Annotated in this window: 19 protein-coding genes, 1 tRNA gene and 1 pseudogene; 7 read left to right on the plus strand and 14 right to left on the minus strand. The window is 51.8% G+C overall.

Features of this window, described 5'->3' with window-relative positions; genetic code table 11:
• Positions 1-104: 104 nt before the first annotated feature.
• Positions 105-263 (minus strand): hypothetical protein, encoded by a 159-nt coding sequence (locus ACXLHR_RS13360; RefSeq protein WP_458791909.1) that lies wholly within the window; start codon positions 261-263, stop codon positions 105-107.
• Between the two features lie 1,068 nt (positions 264-1,331).
• Here ACXLHR_RS13360 and ACXLHR_RS13365 point away from each other — a divergent pair.
• A tRNA-Arg gene (locus ACXLHR_RS13365) sits at positions 1,332-1,408 on the plus strand.
• 214 nt (positions 1,409-1,622) lie between these two features.
• On the opposite strand, the gene ACXLHR_RS13370 is transcribed toward ACXLHR_RS13365, so the two are convergent.
• A complete protein-coding gene (locus tag ACXLHR_RS13370; protein WP_458791910.1) occupies positions 1,623-2,099 on the minus strand; it encodes a hypothetical protein in 477 nt (158 codons plus the stop codon).
• 164 nt (positions 2,100-2,263) lie between these two features.
• Entirely contained in the window at positions 2,264-3,475 is a 1,212-nt protein-coding gene (locus tag ACXLHR_RS13375) for a TniQ family protein (RefSeq protein ID WP_458791911.1), read from the minus strand.
• 681 nt (positions 3,476-4,156) lie between these two features.
• On the opposite strand from ACXLHR_RS13375, the pseudogene ACXLHR_RS13380 reads away from it, so the two are divergent.
• Positions 4,157-5,285: pseudogene (locus ACXLHR_RS13380) on the plus strand (IS3 family transposase).
• Between the two features lie 74 nt (positions 5,286-5,359).
• Here the strand turns inward: ACXLHR_RS13380 and ACXLHR_RS13385 are convergent.
• From ACXLHR_RS13385 to ACXLHR_RS13425, 9 genes are all read right to left on the minus strand, one after another.
• A complete protein-coding gene (locus tag ACXLHR_RS13385) occupies positions 5,360-6,406 on the minus strand; it encodes a quaternary amine ABC transporter ATP-binding protein (RefSeq protein WP_458791912.1) in 1,047 nt (348 codons plus the stop codon).
• A gap of 12 nt (positions 6,407-6,418) precedes the next feature.
• Positions 6,419-7,456 carry an ABC transporter permease gene (locus ACXLHR_RS13390; protein WP_458791913.1) on the minus strand — a complete coding sequence of 346 codons (1,038 nt, stop codon included), beginning with the start codon at positions 7,454-7,456 and terminating at the stop codon, positions 6,419-6,421.
• A gap of 177 nt (positions 7,457-7,633) precedes the next feature.
• On the minus strand, positions 7,634-8,605 hold the full coding sequence (locus tag ACXLHR_RS13395; protein WP_458791914.1) for an ABC transporter substrate-binding protein: 972 nt from the start codon (positions 8,603-8,605) through the stop codon (positions 7,634-7,636).
• A 492-nt stretch (positions 8,606-9,097) separates the two neighbouring features.
• Positions 9,098-9,223 carry a hypothetical protein gene (locus ACXLHR_RS13400; protein ID WP_458791915.1) on the minus strand — a complete coding sequence of 42 codons (126 nt, stop codon included), beginning with the start codon at positions 9,221-9,223 and terminating at the stop codon, positions 9,098-9,100.
• Positions 9,224-9,326: 103 nt separating this feature from the next.
• Positions 9,327-9,728, minus strand: coding sequence for a flagellar biosynthesis repressor FlbT (flbT, locus tag ACXLHR_RS13405; protein WP_458791916.1), 402 nt, complete (start codon positions 9,726-9,728; stop codon positions 9,327-9,329).
• Positions 9,728-10,102 (minus strand): flagellar biosynthesis regulator FlaF, encoded by a 375-nt coding sequence (flaF, locus tag ACXLHR_RS13410; RefSeq protein WP_458791917.1) that lies wholly within the window; start codon positions 10,100-10,102, stop codon positions 9,728-9,730. The genes flbT and flaF overlap by 1 nt, the downstream gene beginning before the upstream one ends.
• A 95-nt stretch (positions 10,103-10,197) precedes the next feature.
• On the minus strand, positions 10,198-11,475 hold the full coding sequence (locus ACXLHR_RS13415) for a flagellin N-terminal helical domain-containing protein (RefSeq protein ID WP_458791918.1): 1,278 nt from the start codon (positions 11,473-11,475) through the stop codon (positions 10,198-10,200).
• Positions 11,476-11,688: 213 nt separating this feature from the next.
• Positions 11,689-12,018 carry a flagellar protein FlgN gene (locus ACXLHR_RS13420; RefSeq protein WP_458791919.1) on the minus strand — a complete coding sequence of 110 codons (330 nt, stop codon included), beginning with the start codon at positions 12,016-12,018 and terminating at the stop codon, positions 11,689-11,691.
• Entirely contained in the window at positions 12,011-12,253 is a 243-nt protein-coding gene (locus ACXLHR_RS13425) for a rod-binding protein (protein WP_458792552.1), read from the minus strand. The genes ACXLHR_RS13420 and ACXLHR_RS13425 overlap by 8 nt, the downstream gene beginning before the upstream one ends.
• Positions 12,254-12,406: 153 nt before the next feature.
• Between ACXLHR_RS13425 and fliK the strand changes: the two genes are divergently transcribed.
• A complete protein-coding gene (gene fliK / locus ACXLHR_RS13430) occupies positions 12,407-13,690 on the plus strand; it encodes a flagellar hook-length control protein FliK (RefSeq protein ID WP_458791920.1) in 1,284 nt (427 codons plus the stop codon).
• Between the two features lie 12 nt (positions 13,691-13,702).
• The gene (locus tag ACXLHR_RS13435; protein WP_458791921.1) at positions 13,703-14,374 is read left to right on the plus strand and encodes a flagellar hook capping FlgD N-terminal domain-containing protein; all 672 of its coding nucleotides are present in this window, start codon (positions 13,703-13,705) and stop codon (positions 14,372-14,374) included.
• Here ACXLHR_RS13435 and ubiB read toward each other — a convergent pair.
• Both ubiB and ubiE read right to left on the minus strand, forming a co-directional pair.
• Positions 14,371-15,900, minus strand: coding sequence for a 2-polyprenylphenol 6-hydroxylase (ubiB, locus tag ACXLHR_RS13440; protein ID WP_458791922.1), 1,530 nt, complete (start codon positions 15,898-15,900; stop codon positions 14,371-14,373). The genes ACXLHR_RS13435 and ubiB overlap by 4 nt on opposite strands.
• Entirely contained in the window at positions 15,901-16,644 is a 744-nt protein-coding gene (gene ubiE, locus ACXLHR_RS13445) for a bifunctional demethylmenaquinone methyltransferase/2-methoxy-6-polyprenyl-1,4-benzoquinol methylase UbiE (protein WP_458791923.1), read from the minus strand.
• 87 nt (positions 16,645-16,731) lie between these two features.
• Here ubiE and mutM point away from each other — a divergent pair, with 87 nt between their 5' ends.
• The 3 genes from mutM (at position 16,732) to rpsT (ending at position 18,835) form a co-directional block, all read left to right on the plus strand.
• On the plus strand, positions 16,732-17,583 hold the full coding sequence (mutM, locus tag ACXLHR_RS13450) for a bifunctional DNA-formamidopyrimidine glycosylase/DNA-(apurinic or apyrimidinic site) lyase (RefSeq protein ID WP_458791924.1): 852 nt from the start codon (positions 16,732-16,734) through the stop codon (positions 17,581-17,583).
• Between the two features lie 62 nt (positions 17,584-17,645).
• A complete protein-coding gene (locus ACXLHR_RS13455; RefSeq protein WP_458792553.1) occupies positions 17,646-18,422 on the plus strand; it encodes an enoyl-CoA hydratase in 777 nt (258 codons plus the stop codon).
• Between the two features lie 149 nt (positions 18,423-18,571).
• Positions 18,572-18,835, plus strand: a complete 264-nt coding sequence (gene rpsT / locus ACXLHR_RS13460) for a 30S ribosomal protein S20 (protein ID WP_458791925.1) — start codon at positions 18,572-18,574, stop codon at positions 18,833-18,835.
• The last annotated feature ends 203 nt before the right edge of the window (positions 18,836-19,038 follow it).

Consider the following 19,038-nt stretch of genomic DNA (forward strand, 5'->3'; position numbering starts at 1 on the left):
CTACGGCTTCCAGATTGGTGAACCGTGCAGCGCGATATGTTGAGGTTGCACCAAGCCAGATGATGACGTCGACGACCCGCGCATCGGTGTTGGCCGCAGGGTCGTCAGAGGTGATGGATTTCCAACCCGATTGCGTAAAAAATGCCCATCCGAGTCACGTCCAATGTGTCGGCGGTGATGCCGACCGGATCGCCAATCATCACGGGCCCGATCACAGTCTGGTAAACCTCGGTCTCGACGACCATTTGACTGGTGTCGCCCATGTCGAGGATGCGAGTGTTCGCCTGTCTTCCGAGAAGCGATTGTTGGTTTTCAGATGCTACCGTCGATCGGTGCAATCACAGCGGCGAGCTCAAGTTTTGTGGTCATCTAGTTCACGTCAACAATGGCGGCGGCCACATTACCCACGGCCACAGCGATATGTGCCTGAGCGGTGTCAGATGTCTGGCCGTAGCGAGTGAGCGTGGCCAAGCTACGCTCGACATCGCGCAATGCTTACGTGGCGCGGGCAAGAGCGGCTTGGGCTTCACCACCCCTTTGCCGTCTCCCTCAAGCGGAAGCATATCTGTGGTAGGTTTTTGGCTGATTGATATGGAAGGGCGCCCTGCCGAGATCATTGCGGCGCGTGAAAAATTGCCCGCTCGACAGTTTATTTTTATTTTGCCGATAAAGAAGCAGTTGAGATCCGCGCTTTTGAGGGCCTGATCGCGACCGTTGTTGAGCGCGCGCAGTGTGATCCGTTTGCGGCAGGCGAAGATTTCACGATCTTGTTTCGTCGCATGTTGGCTGTGACACACAGATCTGATGGGTTCCGATGCGTTCGTTTCGCTCCACATCATGATTGCAGAGTGAGAGTGCGTGGCGACGATAACGCGCCTATTGCGGAACGATTTTCAAAGCTTGACCGCCTGATTTCCTACGGAATCACGTCGCGACGAAATGCACCCTGAAGTGGCTAAATTTAACCGTAAGTTAATCGTAACACCCGCGTTGGTGGTGGACGTGTAGAAATTAACCTTCGACCCAATAGACATGCCCGGCACATATTGTGACCCCTGGTCTCATGCTACAATAGGGAGAGATGGCGCAAATTTCAAATTAAGGTGTTGAGATTATACCCTAAAATCCTGTTGTTAGCCGTGGCTGTAATTCAAACAACAATGATCCCGTAGCTCAGCCGGATAGAGCGTAAATACCTCCCTACCAACTACCGTGTGTGTAAAACCATTAGATGGCTCGGCTTTTTAGGTAGTATGCATACAAAGTCGTCACCAAGTCTCCGGTCTTCTGGTTGACACCAGTAGGAACTTGCATAGAAGATCAACAAGTGCGCCCACGTAATTCAACTGGATAGAATATCCGACTTCTAATCGGGCTGTTGGGGGTTCGAGTCCTCCCGTGGGCGCCATTTTTCCGATTTAGTGTTGTGGATGGGGCATAAGTGTGCGCAATATGCCCGTTTCGCGTGCGCACCCCTGTCAAGAAATACTATCGATATTTATGTGATTATAGCTAACCATCTGAAATAAATAGATTTCCCTCTTTCTCTTGAAATCCTCTGTGGATTCATCGAAAAATAGAGCTGGTCAAGCGTGCTACTGTACCGATCGACGTTCACTCCGCTACTTGAGCGCTTTGATGGCTTCTTTCCTTAGATAGACAGGACCAAAATCCTGACCATCTGGAGAAAAGCGATTAACATGGGCTGCCGCGAGAAGGCTCTTTAGTGTGTTGCGGTGGTACCCAGTTTCCTCGATCAACGTAGTCAACGTCACAAAACGGCGGTGAAAGGATGAGATGTCTTCGGCGCGGAGGCGATATTGAACGCGTTTTGTGCGAGGGTGCGTACGTTGCAGCGCAGGAGTCTGGCCAGCCTTGACCAATGCAATGAAGCTACCATGATCTCGCAGACCGACGGCGCAACCAAACTCGGCAGCACTTATCTCTCCAAATGGCAGCATCTCGTTGGGGTTATTGGGCTTTGAGCGCGACGAGACGAGTAGGTCGACTTGGCTATTGTGGACGACGATCCCGTGAAAACCTGAGACCTCCAATCGTTGCCCAACAGATATCTGTTTCTCTCGGACAGCTTGGATCAAAACCGAGAGTCCCACTCCTGACCGGCTGCGGGCAAGGAGCAGGGTTTCCCAATTCTTGTCGCGCTCAACGACAGGGACCGCGCCAATTCGGAGTTTTGCGACGAAAGCCGTTCCGTCTGAAAGACGCCAGGGTTTCTTAACCTTGGCGATGCGTGTGCGTGGGATCAGAAGTTCTCATCCTCAAGCGCCACAAGTTCACGTAATGTCGCCCCCATGGCTTCACGCATGGCCTTTGGCCCTACAAGCGTGGGGATTTCTGCCAACAACTCGGCATACTTCTGCGCGTCAAACACGCGACGGCTCGAGGGGCGATCATCTTGTTCGGGTAGAGCGCCAACTTCAATTAAAAAGTGCTCGATAACCTGTACGCCGATGCCTATCTCGTTCGCCGCTGTGACGAGGGAATGCAGGCGGCGCTCTGTTAAGACTTCTCCCAGTAGCGTTTCGCCCGGCGCGATGGGCCAGTGATCGAGAATGCACTCACGCAAGATGTTTAAGAACGGGACAAACTCATCCTCTACAGCATTGTTGCGGTTAAAATCCCTAAACATCGCACCGAAGGCCTTATTAGGTTCATCAAGGTGTCCCGTGTACGAGGCGACAATCTGGTCGAGTGCTTGTAGGATGGATTTTTCGCCGTGCTGCGCAATATCGAAACCGGCCGCATGCGCCGTACCGCCGATAGGCGCATCTTCGATTTGACCCTTCCGCAAGAAGGCCTCCCCAAGTAATCGACAAACAGTTGTCGAAGCAAATAGTGGCTGTTCCATGAACCAGGTGGCGTCACGATCCTTCTGAAGCCGACCATCCAGCCATAGGTCGTAGTCAGAAAGGGGTGTTTCCGGCCGGTCAAGTCTCCCTGACATGATGTCGTCCTCAACCTCGCGCAGGCGTGCTTGGATGTCATGCCGATCCCGAGGCTTGTCAGATTTCCATAGAGGAACCAGAGGCTGACGATGCTGGATGCAGGTAATGACGTCTCGCAACTGCCAGTCTCCACGCATAACCATGTTTGCGACCCCTTGGCCGCCTTGCTGCGTTGCATCCTCACGTAGGCATGCAGGACATCCCCGCACGACTGGATTGCGAAGTGTCCGCGACACAAATAGTTCTCCGCGGAATTGCATCCTTACATTTCCAGCTCGGACCCCGGTCCAAGATAACATTTCATCCAACTGCTGCTGATTAAGACCTGCCCAATCAGCGAGGGTGTCAAAGGCTTCCGGATCCTGATCAAGAAATCTTTTGAACGGGGCTCCCATATCATAGGCAAGTTCGCTGACTTCAGTTTGCCACGTCGCTGCAAGGCGCGAAAGATACGAGTAAACCGTCTCTCGAGAAGCAGGTGCAGGGTTGGAGATTGGGAGAGGGGTCACTTGTATAGACTGAACTCGCTCGATTTAAGAAAGGTTAATTGGCCATATATGCGCCTTTACCGGAAACGTGTACACATCAGCACGTGCAAAATGTCGACTGAATCCTACCGTGATCCAATCGCAACTTTGAGACGATTTCGAGCGAGGCGCTTATAACCGTTTTGCGATCATAACTTTCGTCCTGCCGCGCGATCATTGTTAGTGAACCGAAAAAGGCCTCATGAATTGTACAAATGAACCCCATCAACAAAGCGAGGGGTACCCTGTGTTCCGTGGATTTTTTCAATTTCGCATCAGTAATGCAACGAAATCAATGCTTTCTTCGGAAACCTTTCAATTTGATACGTACAAGAAGGGGTTCTTCGGTCACATCGTCTAAGTCAAACGCGTCCTCAGCCTCCTTGTCTATCACGGATTCGGGAGCCAAGCGTGTGTATCGTCCCAATTTCCCATATGGGTATCCGGTAAGAATAGCGATCATCGTAGGCATGGCAGGATCTACATCGCTCTCCGAAATGCCAAATGTTTCCGCGAGATATCGCTGAAACAATTCGGCGTCACCGTTTGCTTCGTCGAACACTTCATTAATACGCTGCCAAATTCGCACGAAAACCGGACTGGTCTTGTCCCGGTTTAGTTCCGGTCTCTTTCGAGCAATGTTTGCTATGAAGGAGACAAGAAATGGCAACGAGATACACAGACGAGTTTCGACGTGATGCGGTACGCATCGCCACGACCAGCGGCTTAACACGCCCTCAGGTTTCATCTGATTTGGGTGTTGGGCTTTCGACCCTGAACAAATGGGTTCAGAAACACCAGCATGATGATTTGATGTCGGGTCCTCATGAAGATGTGGAGCGGGAGAACGAACGCCTTCGCAAGGAAGTCCGCGTGCTGCGAGAGGAGAGGGAAGTGTTAAAAAAAGCGGCAATCTTCTTTGCAGGCCAAAGTCGGTGAGGTTTGCCTTCATTGACGCCTGGAGAGAAGAATGGCCGGTTGAGTTTCTGTGCTGGGTTTGCAGGTCACATCACGTGGGTATCGTGCGTGGCGGGTCCGCCCAATGTGTCAGCGACAGCGTGATGATATGGTGATCTTAGCTCATATTCGTGCCCAACACCGTCTCAGCCTGCAAAGCTACGGCCGCCCCCGGATGACTGAAGAGTTACAGGAACTGGGGCTGGCGGTAGGCCACCGGCGTGTGGGGCGCTTGATGCGAGACAACAGCATAAAGATTGTCAGAACTCGTAAATTCAAGGCTACAACCGACAGCAATCACACCTTTAACATCGCCCCCAATCTGTTGGATCAGGATTTTTCTGCTGATGCCCCAAACCAGAAATGGGCAGGCGACATTTCATATATCTGGACCAGTGAAGGCTGGCTGTATCTGGCGGTCATTCTCGACCTATACTCCCGACGCGTCATCGGTTGGGCGGTCAGCAATCGTATGAAGAGGGACCTGGCAATCCGGGCATTGGATATGGCTGTCGCGCTGCGACAGCCGCCTAAGGGCTGCATTCATCATACGGATCGCGGGTCGCAATATTGTTCAGGCGACTATCAGAAGCGCCTGAACAAACGTGGCTTCGAAGTATCGATGAGCGGAAAAGGCAATTGTTACGACAATTCCATGGTTGAAACGTTCTTCAAATCCCTCAAGGCTGAGCTGATCTGGCGCAACCGTTGGGAAACCAGACGTCAAGCCGAAGGGGCGATATTTCAGTATATCAATGGGTTCTACAATCCACGACGCCGGCACTCGTCGTTAGGAGGTAAAAGCCCCTTGGCCTTCGAACGAAAGGCTGCCTAAATGAACTGAGAGACCGGAACGTAAACGCGACAAGACCACTTCGGCACTGACGCAATCGCCTTCCGGTAGGTTCGTTACGTGTCGTCGGCTTGTTGTGACGGAACCAGAGCACGGACCAGATTTCGCATATCCAAGACCCCAACACATTTACCATCCTTCATAACCCGGTAGCTACGAGATGTGTCGCCTTCAGACAGTGCAATCACAGATTCCAGTGTATCATCGTGATTAATTATGCCCGCCAGTTCGCCCACCGCATCCGGCTTCTTGGTCATGACAGACCGGACTCGCAGAACTCGCGCGCGATTGATGTCGCTGACGAATTTTTCGATATAGGGGGCGGCCGGGTTAAGCAGGATATGCTGCGGTTCACCTTGTTGCACGACAGAGCCGTCCTTGAGGATCACCAGATGGTCAGCTAATTTTAGCGCTTCGTCCAAGTCATGCGTAATGAACACGATGGTTTTTTTCAATTCTGCCTGCAACTCAATCAGCAGGCCCTGCATGTCTGTCCGGATCAGCGGATCAAGGGCCGAGAATGCCTCGTCCATGAGCATGATATCGGAGTTGCTGGTCAACGCACGCGCGATTCCAACGCGCTGCTGCATTCCCCCTGACATCTGATGCGGGTACTGCTCCCCCTGCCCTTGCAGACCGACGCGGTCCAGCCATTTGCGGGCCTCGTCCGCGTATTGCCGCTCGCTTTGCCCCTCGACTGATGGGGCAAGCCCCGCATTCTGCAAAACGGTCCGGTGCGGCAAAAGGGCGAACTTTTGAAACACCATCGACATGGTGTGCTTGCGCAGCTCTCGCAGCTGGGCTTCGTTGTATTCGAGGATGTTGTCGTCGTTGACCCACACCTCACCCGCCGTCGGTTCGATCAGGCGGTTCAGGTGCCGGATCAGCGTCGATTTACCCGACCCCGACAGCCCCATGATCACTGTGGTTTGTCCCGCAGGCACATCAACATTGATGTCGTTCAGGCCAAGCACGTGATTGTGCAACTCCAGCAAGTCCGACTTGCTCAACCCGTCTTTGACATATTCCAAGGCGGGCAAAGGATCGTCGCCAAAAATCTTGTATAGGCTGCGGATCGAGATTTTGATTTCTGTATCGGTCATATCCGGTATCCTCTATCGCGACTGGCTGACATTGATGCGGGCAAGTGCCGCCTTGGTCACGCGATCGAGAATGATCGCGAGAAGGACGATACCCAGCCCTGAAAGAAGGCCAACGCCGAGCTCTAGCGACCGGATGCCGCGCAGTACGAGCACACCCAGACCGGGGGCAGACACCAGCGATGCGATCACAACCATCGCAAGGCTCATCATGATTGTTTGGTTCACGCCCGCCATAATATTGGGCAGCGCCAGCGGGATTTGCACGTTAAATAGCTTTTGTGTGTTAGTCATACCAAAGGCGTCTGCCGCCTCGATGACATCGGGGTCAACCAGACGAATGCCCAGATCGGTTAGGCGGACCACTGGCACAATCGCGTAAAGGATAATGGCGATCCCGTATAGCTTTGGTTCGGTTACAGAAAACAGGAAGATCAACGGGATCAGATAAACGAAAGGTGGCAGGGTCTGGAGCATGTCAAGAATAGGGATCATTATGCGCTGCACTCTATCGCTGCGCGACATAGCAATGCCAATGGGCACGCCAAGCAACACACAGGTTGCCGCGCAGACAAAGATGATCGCGAGTGTCTGCATCGTGTAGGTATAATAGTCGACAAAGCCCAGAAAGCCGAAGCAGATCACGACCAGCCCGACCAGTTTCATTTGTCGGCTCACCACCCAGGCGACCAGCATCAAGAGAGGGATCATGATGAACCATGGCACTGCCTGCATCACCCAAAGCGCTTCGTTCAGCGCCCAGCTCAGCGGCTGTGTCAGAGGGTCTACGACAACCTTCAGACTGTCTTTGATGGCCAGAAATCCATTCTCAAGTCCACTGGTCAGCTCGCGCGATTGCGGAAAGGCGGTGCAGGCTTCATGAAGCGCATCCATGGACGGAAACGGCGTTTCCCACGGCGATGCTTCAACCTCGCCATCCGATGTTTGGGCAAGCAGTTGGGCCATAGACATCATGCCACCGCTGTCATCTCCGCTGCTGCCGCACCAGTTGCGCAGGCCAAGCCCGTCGAATACGAAATCGTACGTCGCCATTCATCCCTCACCCGGGCTTAAATTGCGGCCCTTTTCCTATTGATATGTTTCATCCCTGAAAGGGCCGGATCATGTGATCCCGGCCCCGTCAGCTGGTAGTCCAGTGATGTCAGCACCTATGTGCGGTCACCATAAAATTGGCAAAGGGCGGCACCAAAAGTGCGCGCCCCTCAGCTTTTATTTCAACAGGGGTGCCAGCTTTTCTGCTGCGGCCTCGTTGATCCAGCCACTCCACTCATCAGGGTTGTTTTTCAGGAAATAAACAGCCGCTTCTTCGTTCGAGGCGTTGTTCTCTTGCTTCCAGGCCAAAAGTTTGCTCATAGTGTCCGTCTTGAAGGTCACGTTCCCCATTAGCTCCGCAATATCAGGATGCGATTCCATAAAGTCCTTAGTGACAATCGTCAGCACTGGAGCTGCCGGAAAGGACGATGGCTCGGGGTTAGGCGCATCAGCGTTCTGCAAGGATGCAAATGTCTCGGCGTCATATTCGCCCAGATCAATACTTGTCATATCGAACATGCCAAGTGGCGTCGTCGGGCCCCAGTAGTAGCCAAACCAAGGCTCTTCGCTTTGGTAAGCCGCTGCCATTGACGTCGCGAGTGTTTCGCCCGACCCGTGATTAAAGACTTCGATGCCGCTGTCTTCAAGATTGAACGCGCGGATCAGATTGTCATTCACAATGCGGCAGCCCCAGCCATCAGGGCAGTTGTTGAACATGCCGCCAACGAGCTCGGGGTTAGCCATCACGCCTTCGATTGTTGCCAGCTCTGGATGCGCTTCGACCAGATAGGTCGGCAACCACCAGCCCTCGACACCACCCGGATCAAGCACGCTGCCAAGTTCTTCGGTCTTACCGTCCGCTTTCAGCTTCTGGTACGCATCACCGGCAGAGTTGATCCAGAGCTCGGTCACGATGTCCGGCTCGTTGTTCTCGGACAGGGACGTCATCGCCGGTGTGGTGTCAGACGGCACAGCCGTCACATCGCAACCATAGCCTTGTTCCATCAGAAACTTGGAAACCGACGTCACAATGGCGGAAGAATCCCAGTTCATCTGAGTGATTGTAACTTCGCCGCATTGCTCTTGGGCGAGGACCGCTGTGGGGGCCGCGACTGCTGCAAATACAGCGCCAAATATTAGGCTCTTCATAGGGCGTATCTCCTTTTATTTTCGTATCGAGGCGGGTCAAAGCCAGACTTCTGGCGGCCTCACTCAAAGCCCATTAACGCCGCAATCGCCATTCAAGCAGTCAAACCGCTCACTCTTTTTCAAGAAACGGAGAATGCCGATTTGCGACAGATAATGTCGCTTTCAGGCCTGTGGGTATCCTATTGGAGATGGGATGCAACCGCTTAATTATTATAGATAATTGACGTCCACTTTTTTACACGGCTAAGCGACCGCCTGAGACAGATCACTAGGTGCAAAGAATCTCAAAAACCTCGTCAGAGCGTCCTCCAATAAATGGGTATGCTTAACTTCACATGAACCGTCCCAATCTTATAAACGCAAAGATACCTTTTTGATAGGCAACCGCCCAACAACCCAGGACACCGCGCGCATTGGCCAATTGGCCTCAGGCTCAACCGTCATTACGCTTGGCAACCTGTTCCGCATAACGGATTGAATCGCGCCATACTTCTATTTGTATTTGTAGAATGTCGCAGAACTGATCCAGTGCCGCCGACTTACATCAGCGGTCTTCTCACCAGATCCCTGTCCCTTGATCATCTCTTTCATCTTTTTATCCGTAAATCGTGCCTTCATTTGTCCGTCCTATTGTTGGCCGGACTTCTACACAAATTTGGAGGCATTTTAGGGGCGCAGGTCAATCTCTACCGCCGAAACGATCATAAAAGTAAAATGAACGTCAACAGCCCCCAGTCATAAGTCGAGCTTCACGTGGGAGGAGATTGCGCAAGTTTTTTAGAACGCGATAGAAGTCATGCACTTGGGCCGAGCTTGTGGCTGCATCTAAAAGCTGACGACTGTCATCATCGCGGAGGGCTTGGCTCAATTGCTCGATACCCCGGATGATTTGTAGTTTCGCATCCTCTTCCGCAACGTCACCGGATAGAACAAGCTGCGCGATATAGCAAACGCGCCGCACCGGTGTGTTGACTTCATCGGGTCGAATTGCATCGCGCAACCTTAGAATGTTTGCATTCGGCGTGAGAATGGACAGCCTACTTCGGCGGTCGCCGTTTTCAATTACTGCACCATTTACGAGCACACGCTCTTTTGGGTTGAGTTTTAAAACCAGTCCTGACATCACGAAGTTCCTACTTTGTTCAATCCGCGTAAAATTGCAGTGTTGATTTCGATTAAGACTTCGCTGTCAGCCTCTCCTTTAAGGATTTTAGCGCTGTGATGTTCTGTAAATCCGGCGAGATAAAAAATTTGAGCTCTTAGAGGGGAGGGGAGGCTATTGAGGTTGTCAGCAACGTCTGCCGCCATGGTAGTCCAAAGTTTGCGATTGTCGGACAAAGCCGCCACGAATTCAGGAAAGTTCTTTTTGTGATCGGCTGAGGTTTTTTTGAGTTTTGCAGTGATTTGACTGATCAATTCCGCTTCTATGGAACGCGGAGTGCGCAGTGGGAAATATTTTGGGGCATATGCTTGCCGGGCTTGTTCGATGACGTTCACTGGAGGTCCTTCCGGGACAATGTAGAACGAGACACGGTTTTACCGCGAGGATGAGAGAGTGAAGGCGCCGCATTTTGCGGCACCCTCTAGGTCTGTTAACGGAACAGTGAAAGGATAGATTGCGGTGCTTGGTTCGCAATCGACAGGGACTGGACACCCAATTGCTGCTGAACTTGCAAAGCCTGCAAGCGCGCCGACGTTTCTTCCATATCCGCATCAACCATCGAACCGATGCCTGCCGTCAGACTGTCAGTGAGCTTGCTGATAAAGTCGTTCTGCGATTCAATGCGGCCTTGGGCCGAACCAAAAGAGGCAGCAGCATCAATCGCACCGTTGATCATGCCTTCGATGGCGGAAAGTGCCAACGCAGGATCGGTGGTCACATCAATATCTTCAAGCCCGGACAATGTTCCCGCGCCGCGAGACACGCCGTATGCTACTTCAATACCAGCGTTACTTGTCAAGTTTTCGATGGTAAGCGTTCCAGCCGTGCTTAGATCAAATGCGAAGTCATCTGTCGAAAGACCTGCGTTTTGCATCACGTCCTTTAGACCGGTGGTGATAGACGATGCATTGTCCCCCTCACGCACCCGGTAAGAACCCTTGATGTCGCCAATCTGAAGATCGACCGCATCTCCGACAACAAGACCGGCTGTGTTCGTGTTAAGGACCCCAGCCGTGCTAGCTTTCAAGGCAGATGCCCCAACCGCGTTGCCATCGTCCTGTAGGAATGCAAAGCCTGTGATAGTCACCGTATCGGCGCCACCGCTCTCCGCTAAGACTGCAACGTCAGCAGCACCCGTGCCCACACCAGCAGTGATGTTGATGCCAGCGCCAGTTGACAGGTTTTGGGCATCCACCCCAATAGAACTTGAAATTACACCACCAGAGCTGTTGCGATCTAGCGATGACAGAATATCGATACCTGCATTGCCGTTGCTATTGCCGTTGGCGGCAATATTTGAACCATTAACGAGGTTTTGACCGTTGAACTGCGCTGCGCCGACAACTGATTTGATTTGATCGGTCAGTGCTTTGATATCTGTCTGGATTTTGCTGCGATCGACGTTCGCTTCTTGCGAAGCAACAATCTTGCCTTTGATATCAGTTAGAAGGTCAGTCACTGTTTCGGAGGCATTGCGTGCAACGGCGACTGTCGAGCTTCCCAGGTTCAGGCTGTCGGAAATAGCATTAAAGCCTTTGACATCGGCTTCCATAACCTTTGAAATCGCCCAAACGGCAGAGTTGTCTTTTGCAGATGAGACCGACTTGCCTGTCGAGATGACAGACTGTGTATCAGCAAGATTGGAGTTGATGGATTTAAGAGTTTGAAGCGCAACCATTGCGCTGTTGTTTGTCAGAATACTGGACATATTTTTTGGCCTTTAAATTGTGATGGCGCATTTTGCGCCTGATTTTTCAAGGATGCGCAGACGATATGTTTGCGCGTCGAAAGCCATTCTGACTGTTGCTCTATTCTCTCTCAGAGTATCCATTCTGGATTGAATTTAGGATGCTGTGATGAAGCTGAAGATGGCGTTAATGGCGGCCCTTAAGATAATTCGAATTTGAACCAAATTATGACGTTAACTACGTTTACTTAAGTCGGGAGACCGCGCCACAACCTGCGCCATGCGCCCGCTTTGATCGTAAACCCTTAGGTTATCGCGAACTTCACGCAGGGCACCCAAACGCGTGCGCGCTGCAGATACGCCATCGATCGCGGACTGAAATAATGACTGATTGCGCAATAACGCTGTGTGAATCTCGATGAGACTCTTCTTATCTTTGGTCTGCGCCAATAAGCGGCCAAACAATGCCTGCTTTGATGAGGCCAGCAAATCAATTTTGTCAAAATCGGCACTAATGATCGCGGCTCGCTCCAGTTCAAGGAGTTCAATCAGCTTTCTATGCATCCATTCTTTCCTTCATTGCTTCAAAAAGGGATTCGGCGAGACCGATACCTCCTGCTTCAACCATTGCGCGGGCCTGCTCGTCACGCAGAAACGAGCTAAATTGATCTTCTCCGATTCCACCTCCAAACGATTCTCTCGGTGCGCCGAAACCTGCTGATTTCAGCATTTCAGACAGAAACGTCGCTTCCAGTTTTTGAGCGGCTTCTCGTAGTTTTTCGTCAGTTGAGCTCGCCATGTTTACACGTGGTGCTTGGTGGGGTGCGGGAAGGACAGGGATCATTGTCATAGGAGTTTCCATCGTAATTTTTTTCACCATGCCCACAAACCAGTAAACAATCGGTAATTATTTTGGTCCAAAAGTAAGAGAGATTATTTAGGTGGAGATTCGATGCAGATTTTTGTGACCCTTGATGCGCAAGCGAGCCACTTGAAAAAAACGACAGCTTTAAAAGTGAGCGCAACTGATACTTTCGCGCAGGTCATGCATGAACTTGCGCCGAAGTCCGGTGCGTCGAGAATTGCCGATATTTCTTTAACTGAAAAAGAGGATCTCGTTGAAGAAGATCAACCTAAAGATCCAAGTGAAGACGAATCGGCAGGTTCAGAAGCGGTTGAACCGATACAGATCAACGTAAAGCAGGTTGTTGATGCGCCAAGAGATGGTGCTGGTTCGGCTATAGCGAAATCAAACACGCACGCGTCGATTCCACCTGCCTTTGTTGCACATGGATGGACAGCTGCCCCACCTGATCAACTGGTTTTACAGCCTGCAACTGCGCCAGCAGCGGGGGATATATTACCAACAAGCATTGCTGAAAAACGCGGACCCCAAGAAATGCCATCACACATTGGGACGGTTGGCAGTTTAGGTGAAATTGTTGATCCTCTTGCGCGTGAAGTCAATAAATCTGGTCAAAGCGTTGTATCTCAAGGCCAGCCGCTAGCGTCAGCGGTTCTTCAAAGTGCAGGGGTCAATACAACTGAAATCTCAAGCCAAGTTGGGACCTTAAATGGCGTTGAAGGTGCCGCGGTGAAAGCGAAGTTAGAACCGCCATTTCCTCGTGAGTCTGCGGTGAGCCATTTACCCAACATTGAAACCGAGATGCCGCAGTCAAAATCAACATTAGTCCCTCAGATGAATAATCATACACTCGAGGTTTCTAACCTTGTGCTGCAATCTGAGATTGAACTTGAGGGGTCCGGCGACCGTGACTTTGCCCCTATGGGCGGAGGTGAACGCAACGGGATAATATCATTTGGCGTAAGTGATGCAAAAGTTGCGTCTCAGGCCCAAGTCGCTACGGCGGTGGCACAACAGCTTGCGGTCGCCGTCCAAAAGAATTCGGGTGGTGCAACTGAATTGGTATTGAATACAACGGAGATTGGGAGAGTCAGTTTGTCAATGACAACTCATGACGGGGTCTTGTCCATGACTATAACGACGGAACGACCCGAGACCTTAGATTTAATGCGGAGACATATTGAAACGCTCGCACAGGAATTTCGCGAGCTTGGATTCGATGACGTTAGTTTTTCGTTTCATGAGCAAGGCCAGAACGATCAGCAGGAAGGGGCGCAACGACAGGACATCAATATCGCAATGTCTGACGCGGAGCCAATACCGTCAGCGGGCCAGAATGTACGAACCGGTAACTTAGATTTAAGGCTCTAAAAGGACATAAATATGGAAATTTCGCAAACGACAACGTCGTCAACTGCCCAAACAACTGCTGCAAAAATAGATGCAGGTAAAAGTGCAGAAATTAGTTCTGATTTTGAAACATTCCTCAAGATGTTGACAGTGCAGATGCAAAATCAGGATCCTTTGAATCCAGTTGATTCATCGGACTACGCCGTCCAATTAGCCACATTTTCGGGAGTCGAGCAGCAAGTGCAGACCAATGACCTGTTGAAAGGCCTTACTGAAATTTTGGGAACCAACGGGATGGCCCAAATGGCGGGTTGGGTCGGCAAAGAGGCGCGCGCGCCAGTTGCCGCATACTTTGATGGTGATCCAATAACTATGGCACCTGTTCCCGTGAGTTTCGCAGATCGGGCCCAAATTGTCGTGACCGATAAAAGCGGGCAAGAGGTTGAGCGTTTTGACATCCCTTTGGGTGGCGAGCAGGTCTCTTGGTCTGGGTTAGATTCTAGCGGATTTCCACGTGATCTTGGTTTATACCGTTTTGAATTGGTCAGTTTCAGCGGCACCGAAGCGATCGCACAGGATCCTGTGCAGGTTTATAACACAGTGACTGAGGTCCGCAGTCAGGGCGGAGAGACCCTATTGCTGCTCAAGGGTGGCGTCACTATTTCATCGGGTCAAGTCAGTGCGCTGCGTGATCCGACACTTTAGATCACCTGAAACAACCAGATCGTAACACCGGTAATCGCACCCCCAAGGCTCATCCAAAAAATCCATGCTGTTCGATTATTAGACGGCGTGGGTTTATAGGGATTATTTTGTTTGATCAGTGCAGCTTGTGCAATTGCCGGTAGCAGTGGACCAAAGCGTGCCAGAATACGAACAGTTTCCGCCATATCCTTGAGCAGCGCTTTTGGTCCGATAGAATCTTTGATGTAATCTTCAACTGTTGGCTTTGCGACTTGCCAAATGTTCATATGTGGGTCCAGTGATCGCGCAACCCCTTCAACAACAACCATAGTGCGTTGAAGTAAAATCAGCTCTGTGCGGGTCTCCATACCAAACCGCTCGGTCACCTCGAAGAGATAAGATAGCAGGCGCGCCATCGAGATGTTGCTCGCATCCATACCGAAAATCGGTTCACCCACAGCTCGAAGCGCACGAGCAAACTCATCTACGTCTTTGTGTGGCGGGACATAACCAGCCTCAAAATGAACTTGTGCAACACGTTTATAGTCCTTGCGAATAAATCCAAATAAAATTTCGGCGTAGACGCGACGCGTGTATTCATCGATCCGTCCCATGATGCCGAAATCGTAAGCGATAATATCACCATTCGCTGCAATTTTCAGGTTTCCCTGGTGCATGTCGCCGTGAAAGAAACCGTCTCTAAGCGCATGACTTAGAAAGAGTTGTAACACGCGTGTCGCGAGTTTTTCGCGGTCGTGTGCTGCGGCGTCGAGGGCATCATTGTCACCAATGCTTTCTCCCTCCACCCAATCCATCGTCATGACGCGCCGCGAGGACAGGCTCCAGCGGACCCGCGGCACAGAAAAGCCCTCGTCGGTTTCAGTGTTGGCCGCGAATTCGGAAGCCGCGGAACTTTCAAGACGCAAGTCCAGTTCGCCAGCCACAACACCTTCAAAGTGTGTGATAACGTCCATTGGGCGCAACCGCCGGGACCAAGGGGACAAAATTTCGACGGTGCGCGCGGCAAAATAAAACGCGTCAATGTCTTTGCGAAATGCACGCTCAATGCCCGGACGCAAGATTTTGACGGCAACCGCTTCATCGCTATCGGCCAAATGTGCTTTGTGAACCTGCGCCAATGATGCGGCAGCAACGGGCTCGGAAAAGCTGCTAAAAATCGCGTCTACAGGCTGACCCAATTCACGAAGCACTTCGGCCTTGGCAAGCGCCATTGAAAACGGCGGCAACTTGTCTTGCAATACACGCAACTGAACCGCCATATCACTGCCGACAACATCGGGGCGGGTAGAGAGAACTTGCCCAAATTTAATATATGCTGGCCCAAGTGCGTTTAGCGCGCGCGGCGCGGGGGGCATTGACGGGTCACCTTTGTAACCTAACCACTTAAATGGCCAAACGAGGCTGCGAATGGCAATGCGCACGAGTTTCGGCGCCTCAAATGCGTCGAGCACAATTTTCATCGCACCCGTGCGTTCAAAAGTTGCACCGGTCCGGATCAGCCGGATGATATTGTGAGGTCCGCGCACTTACAGTTTCCAACCGGAATGAAGTGCGGCGATTCCCAGCGACAGGTTGCGGTATTTGGCTTGTTCAAAGCCTGCCGCTCGCAACATTTCGAGGAAGGTATCCTGATCAGGAAAATTTCGGATCGATTCCACAAGATATTGATAGCTCTCGCTATCGCCCGCGATCAGTTTGCCCATACGGGGGATCACATTAAAGGAATAAGCGTCATAAGCTGACTGCATCATTGCGTTTGGTAATTGGCTGAATTCCAGAACCATCAATCGCCCACCAGGCTTTAACACGCGGTAGGCCTCGTTTAGCGCCTCCTGCGGTCGGGTCACATTACGGATACCGAAACTGATTGTGTAAACGTCGAACGTATTGTCCGAAAACGGTAGCGCCATTGCGTCGCCCACGACCCAATCAAGGTTGTCGGACATGCTTTCAGCTTCGGCGCGTTTACGTCCCGCAATCAGCATTGATTCGGTGATATCACAGACGGTGGCATGACCCGACCCAGCGCGACCAAGAAATTTAAACGAGATATCGCCAGTGCCGCCTGCCACGTCGAGCAATTTTTGCCCTGCATGCGGCGCCAGCCAATCCATCATCGCTTCTTTCCAGATGCGATGGATGCCGACAGACATTACGTCGTTCATAATATCATATTTGCCGGCCACGGAGGTGAATACCCCCTGCACGCGTCCCGCTTTTTCGTCTTCGCGTACGGTTTCAAAACCAAAGTGTGTGGTATTTTCGGTCATCTGGGCTTGCCGTCCTCTGCGTTGGCCGCGACTATAGGGCCGTTACAATGGCATATATCGCGCCCCGCCCCTTATAGAAAGTGCTCCATGCCCGAATTACCCGAAGTAGAGACGGTTCGTCGCGGGTTGACCCCTGTAATGGAGGGCGTCGTCATTGTGGAAGCACAGGTAAACCGCCCCGATCTACGTTGGCCATTTCCGGAAAATATGGCTACGCGACTGGCTGGCAAACGGGTTTTGCGGCTACGACGCCGCTCAAAATACATCCTTGCTGATCTGGATAGCGGCGAGACATTGCTCATCCATCTGGGCATGTCAGGTCGCATGACGATTTCGGGGCAGACAATCGGAGGCTTCCATCATCCGCACCCTGTTCCCGCGAAGCACGATCATGTTGTATTTAACATGGAGAACGGCACCCGCATTACATTCAACGACGCGCGGCGCTTTGGTGCGATGGATTTAATGCAGACTGAAGCCGAGGCAGATTTCTGGCTGATCCGCGACTTGGGGCCAGAGCCTTTAGGAAATGAATTCGACGAGAGCTACTTGACGGCACGCCTGAAGGGTCGAAATACCCCGATCAAATCAGCATTGCTTGACCAGCGAATTGTGTCGGGGCTCGGAAACATTTACGTCTGCGAGGTGCTTTTTCGGGCAGGGATCCATCCAACGTGCAAGGCGGGGCAAATAAGCGCACGGCGTATTGCGTCGCTTGTGCCTCTCATCCGCGACGTTTTGGGCGAGGCAATTGACGCAGGTGGCTCTTCACTAAAGGATTTTCGTCAAGCGGACGGCGAATTGGGATATTTCCAACACCGTTTCGCAGTCTACGATCAAGAGGGTAACCCTTGCCCAACTCCCTCATGCGAAAGCAAAATAACTCGAATCGTGCAATCAGGTCGATCATCTTTCTTTTGCCCACAATGCCAAAGATAACTTGATCCAAACGCTGCGTTGCGTAATCACTAACACCGAAATGCATGAAATTGGATAAAAACATGGCCTATGAAACGATCATCGTTGATATCGCCGACGAGATAGCAACAATCACTTTGAACCGCCCGAGTGCGCTCAACGCGCTCAACGCGCAATTGCTCGACGAGGTCTGCGCAGCGCTAGAGGCCGCGGATTCCAACAGCAAAGTGCGCTGCATTATTCTGACCGGATCTGAAAAAGCATTTGCCGCAGGCGCCGACATCACAGAGATGGCCGATCAGTCCTTTGTCGACATGTATACCAAGAATTATTTTGCGGCCGAGACCACCCGCTTTAACAACACCCGCAAACCGATTATCGCGGCTGTTTCCGGCTACGCACTGGGCGGTGGCTGCGAGCTTGCGATGATGTGCGATTTTATCATTGCTGCCGAGACGGCAAAATTCGGTCAACCCGAGATAAACCTCGGAGTGATTGCAGGTCTTGGCGGAACGCAGCGGCTGTCGCGCTTTGTCGGAAAGTCCAAAGCGATGGACATGAACCTGACAGGCCGTTTTATGGATGCCGCCGAGGCAGAACGGTGCGGGCTTGTTAGTCGCGTGGTCCCTGCTGCGAAGTTACAGGCAGAAGCACGCGCAAGCGCAGAAAAGATCGCTGAGAAGTCACAGATCGCGACAATCGCAGCAAAAGATGCGGTGAACCGGTCTTTCGAGACGACGCTGGCCGAAGGCCTGAATTACGAGCGCCGTTTGTTTCATTCGCTGTTTGCGACAGAAGATCAGAAAGAAGGTATGGCTGCGTTCTTGGAAAAACGTGAAGCCCAGTTTCGCGACCGCTAAGTTGGGGGTTTTCTTTCGCGCGCGCTTCCCTTAAAGGAAACGAATACATGCGCGCGAGGTCCGCTTGACCAGAATCAGCCGGTTCCTAAAACCCGGTCGGGCCAATTGCGCAGATAAATTTTTATTGACCCGAAAGAGGGACCTGACACATGGCAAATACTCCACAAGCTAAAAAACGCGCCCGCCAGAATGAAGCACGTTTTCAAGTGAACAAAATGCGCCGTTCGCGCATCCGTACATTCCTGCGCAGCGTAGAAGAAGCAATCGCGGCCGGTGATAAAGACGCAGCCGCAAAAGCATTGCAGGCAGCACAGCCTGAATTGATGCGCGGCGTAACCAAAGGCGTCGTTCACAAGAACACCGCAGCGCGCAAAATGTCGCGCCTATCTTCCCGCGTTAAGGCAATCGCATAAGCGATAGTTTCGTGGGCAATATGTTGCCTGAATACACAGATTTAAAAGCGCGCTGAACCCAGCGCGCTTTTTGCTTTTCTGACATAACCTAAGGTTTTCACGCGTTTTCAAAGGGGTCATAGATTCTTTTGGACCTAGATCAGAGTCAAGCACGATGTTGTGTTGAAGACCCCACCAACTGCGGGCTAACTTAGCCATGCGAT

The organism is Yoonia sp. MH D7 (assembly GCF_054439475.1).

What these genes read in the sequence shown, in the direction of transcription:
- fliK (WP_458791920.1), top strand. Translation starts at nt 12,407, where the DNA reads ATGCAGATTTTTGTGACCCTTGATGCGCAAGCGAGCCACTTGAAAAAA.
- ACXLHR_RS13435 (WP_458791921.1), top strand. Translation starts at nt 13,703, where the DNA reads ATGGAAATTTCGCAAACGACAACGTCGTCAACTGCCCAAACAACTGCT.
- ACXLHR_RS13415 (WP_458791918.1), bottom strand. Translation starts at nt 11,475, where the DNA reads ATGTCCAGTATTCTGACAAACAACAGCGCAATGGTTGCGCTTCAAACT.
- ACXLHR_RS13395 (WP_458791914.1), bottom strand. Translation starts at nt 8,605, where the DNA reads ATGAAGAGCCTAATATTTGGCGCTGTATTTGCAGCAGTCGCGGCCCCC.
- ubiE (WP_458791923.1), bottom strand. Translation starts at nt 16,644, where the DNA reads ATGACCGAAAATACCACACACTTTGGTTTTGAAACCGTACGCGAAGAC.
- ACXLHR_RS13420 (WP_458791919.1), bottom strand. Translation starts at nt 12,018, where the DNA reads ATGCATAGAAAGCTGATTGAACTCCTTGAACTGGAGCGAGCCGCGATC.
- mutM (WP_458791924.1), top strand. Translation starts at nt 16,732, where the DNA reads ATGCCCGAATTACCCGAAGTAGAGACGGTTCGTCGCGGGTTGACCCCT.
- ACXLHR_RS13360 (WP_458791909.1), bottom strand. Translation starts at nt 263, where the DNA reads ATGGGCGACACCAGTCAAATGGTCGTCGAGACCGAGGTTTACCAGACT.
- ACXLHR_RS13385 (WP_458791912.1), bottom strand. Translation starts at nt 6,406, where the DNA reads ATGACCGATACAGAAATCAAAATCTCGATCCGCAGCCTATACAAGATT.
- ACXLHR_RS13455 (WP_458792553.1), top strand. Translation starts at nt 17,646, where the DNA reads ATGGCCTATGAAACGATCATCGTTGATATCGCCGACGAGATAGCAACA.
- ACXLHR_RS13400 (WP_458791915.1), bottom strand. Translation starts at nt 9,223, where the DNA reads ATGAAGGCACGATTTACGGATAAAAAGATGAAAGAGATGATCAAGGGA.
- rpsT (WP_458791925.1), top strand. Translation starts at nt 18,572, where the DNA reads ATGGCAAATACTCCACAAGCTAAAAAACGCGCCCGCCAGAATGAAGCA.
- ACXLHR_RS13390 (WP_458791913.1), bottom strand. Translation starts at nt 7,456, where the DNA reads ATGGCGACGTACGATTTCGTATTCGACGGGCTTGGCCTGCGCAACTGG.
- ACXLHR_RS13425 (WP_458792552.1), bottom strand. Translation starts at nt 12,253, where the DNA reads ATGGCGAGCTCAACTGACGAAAAACTACGAGAAGCCGCTCAAAAACTG.
- flbT (WP_458791916.1), bottom strand. Translation starts at nt 9,728, where the DNA reads ATGTCAGGACTGGTTTTAAAACTCAACCCAAAAGAGCGTGTGCTCGTA.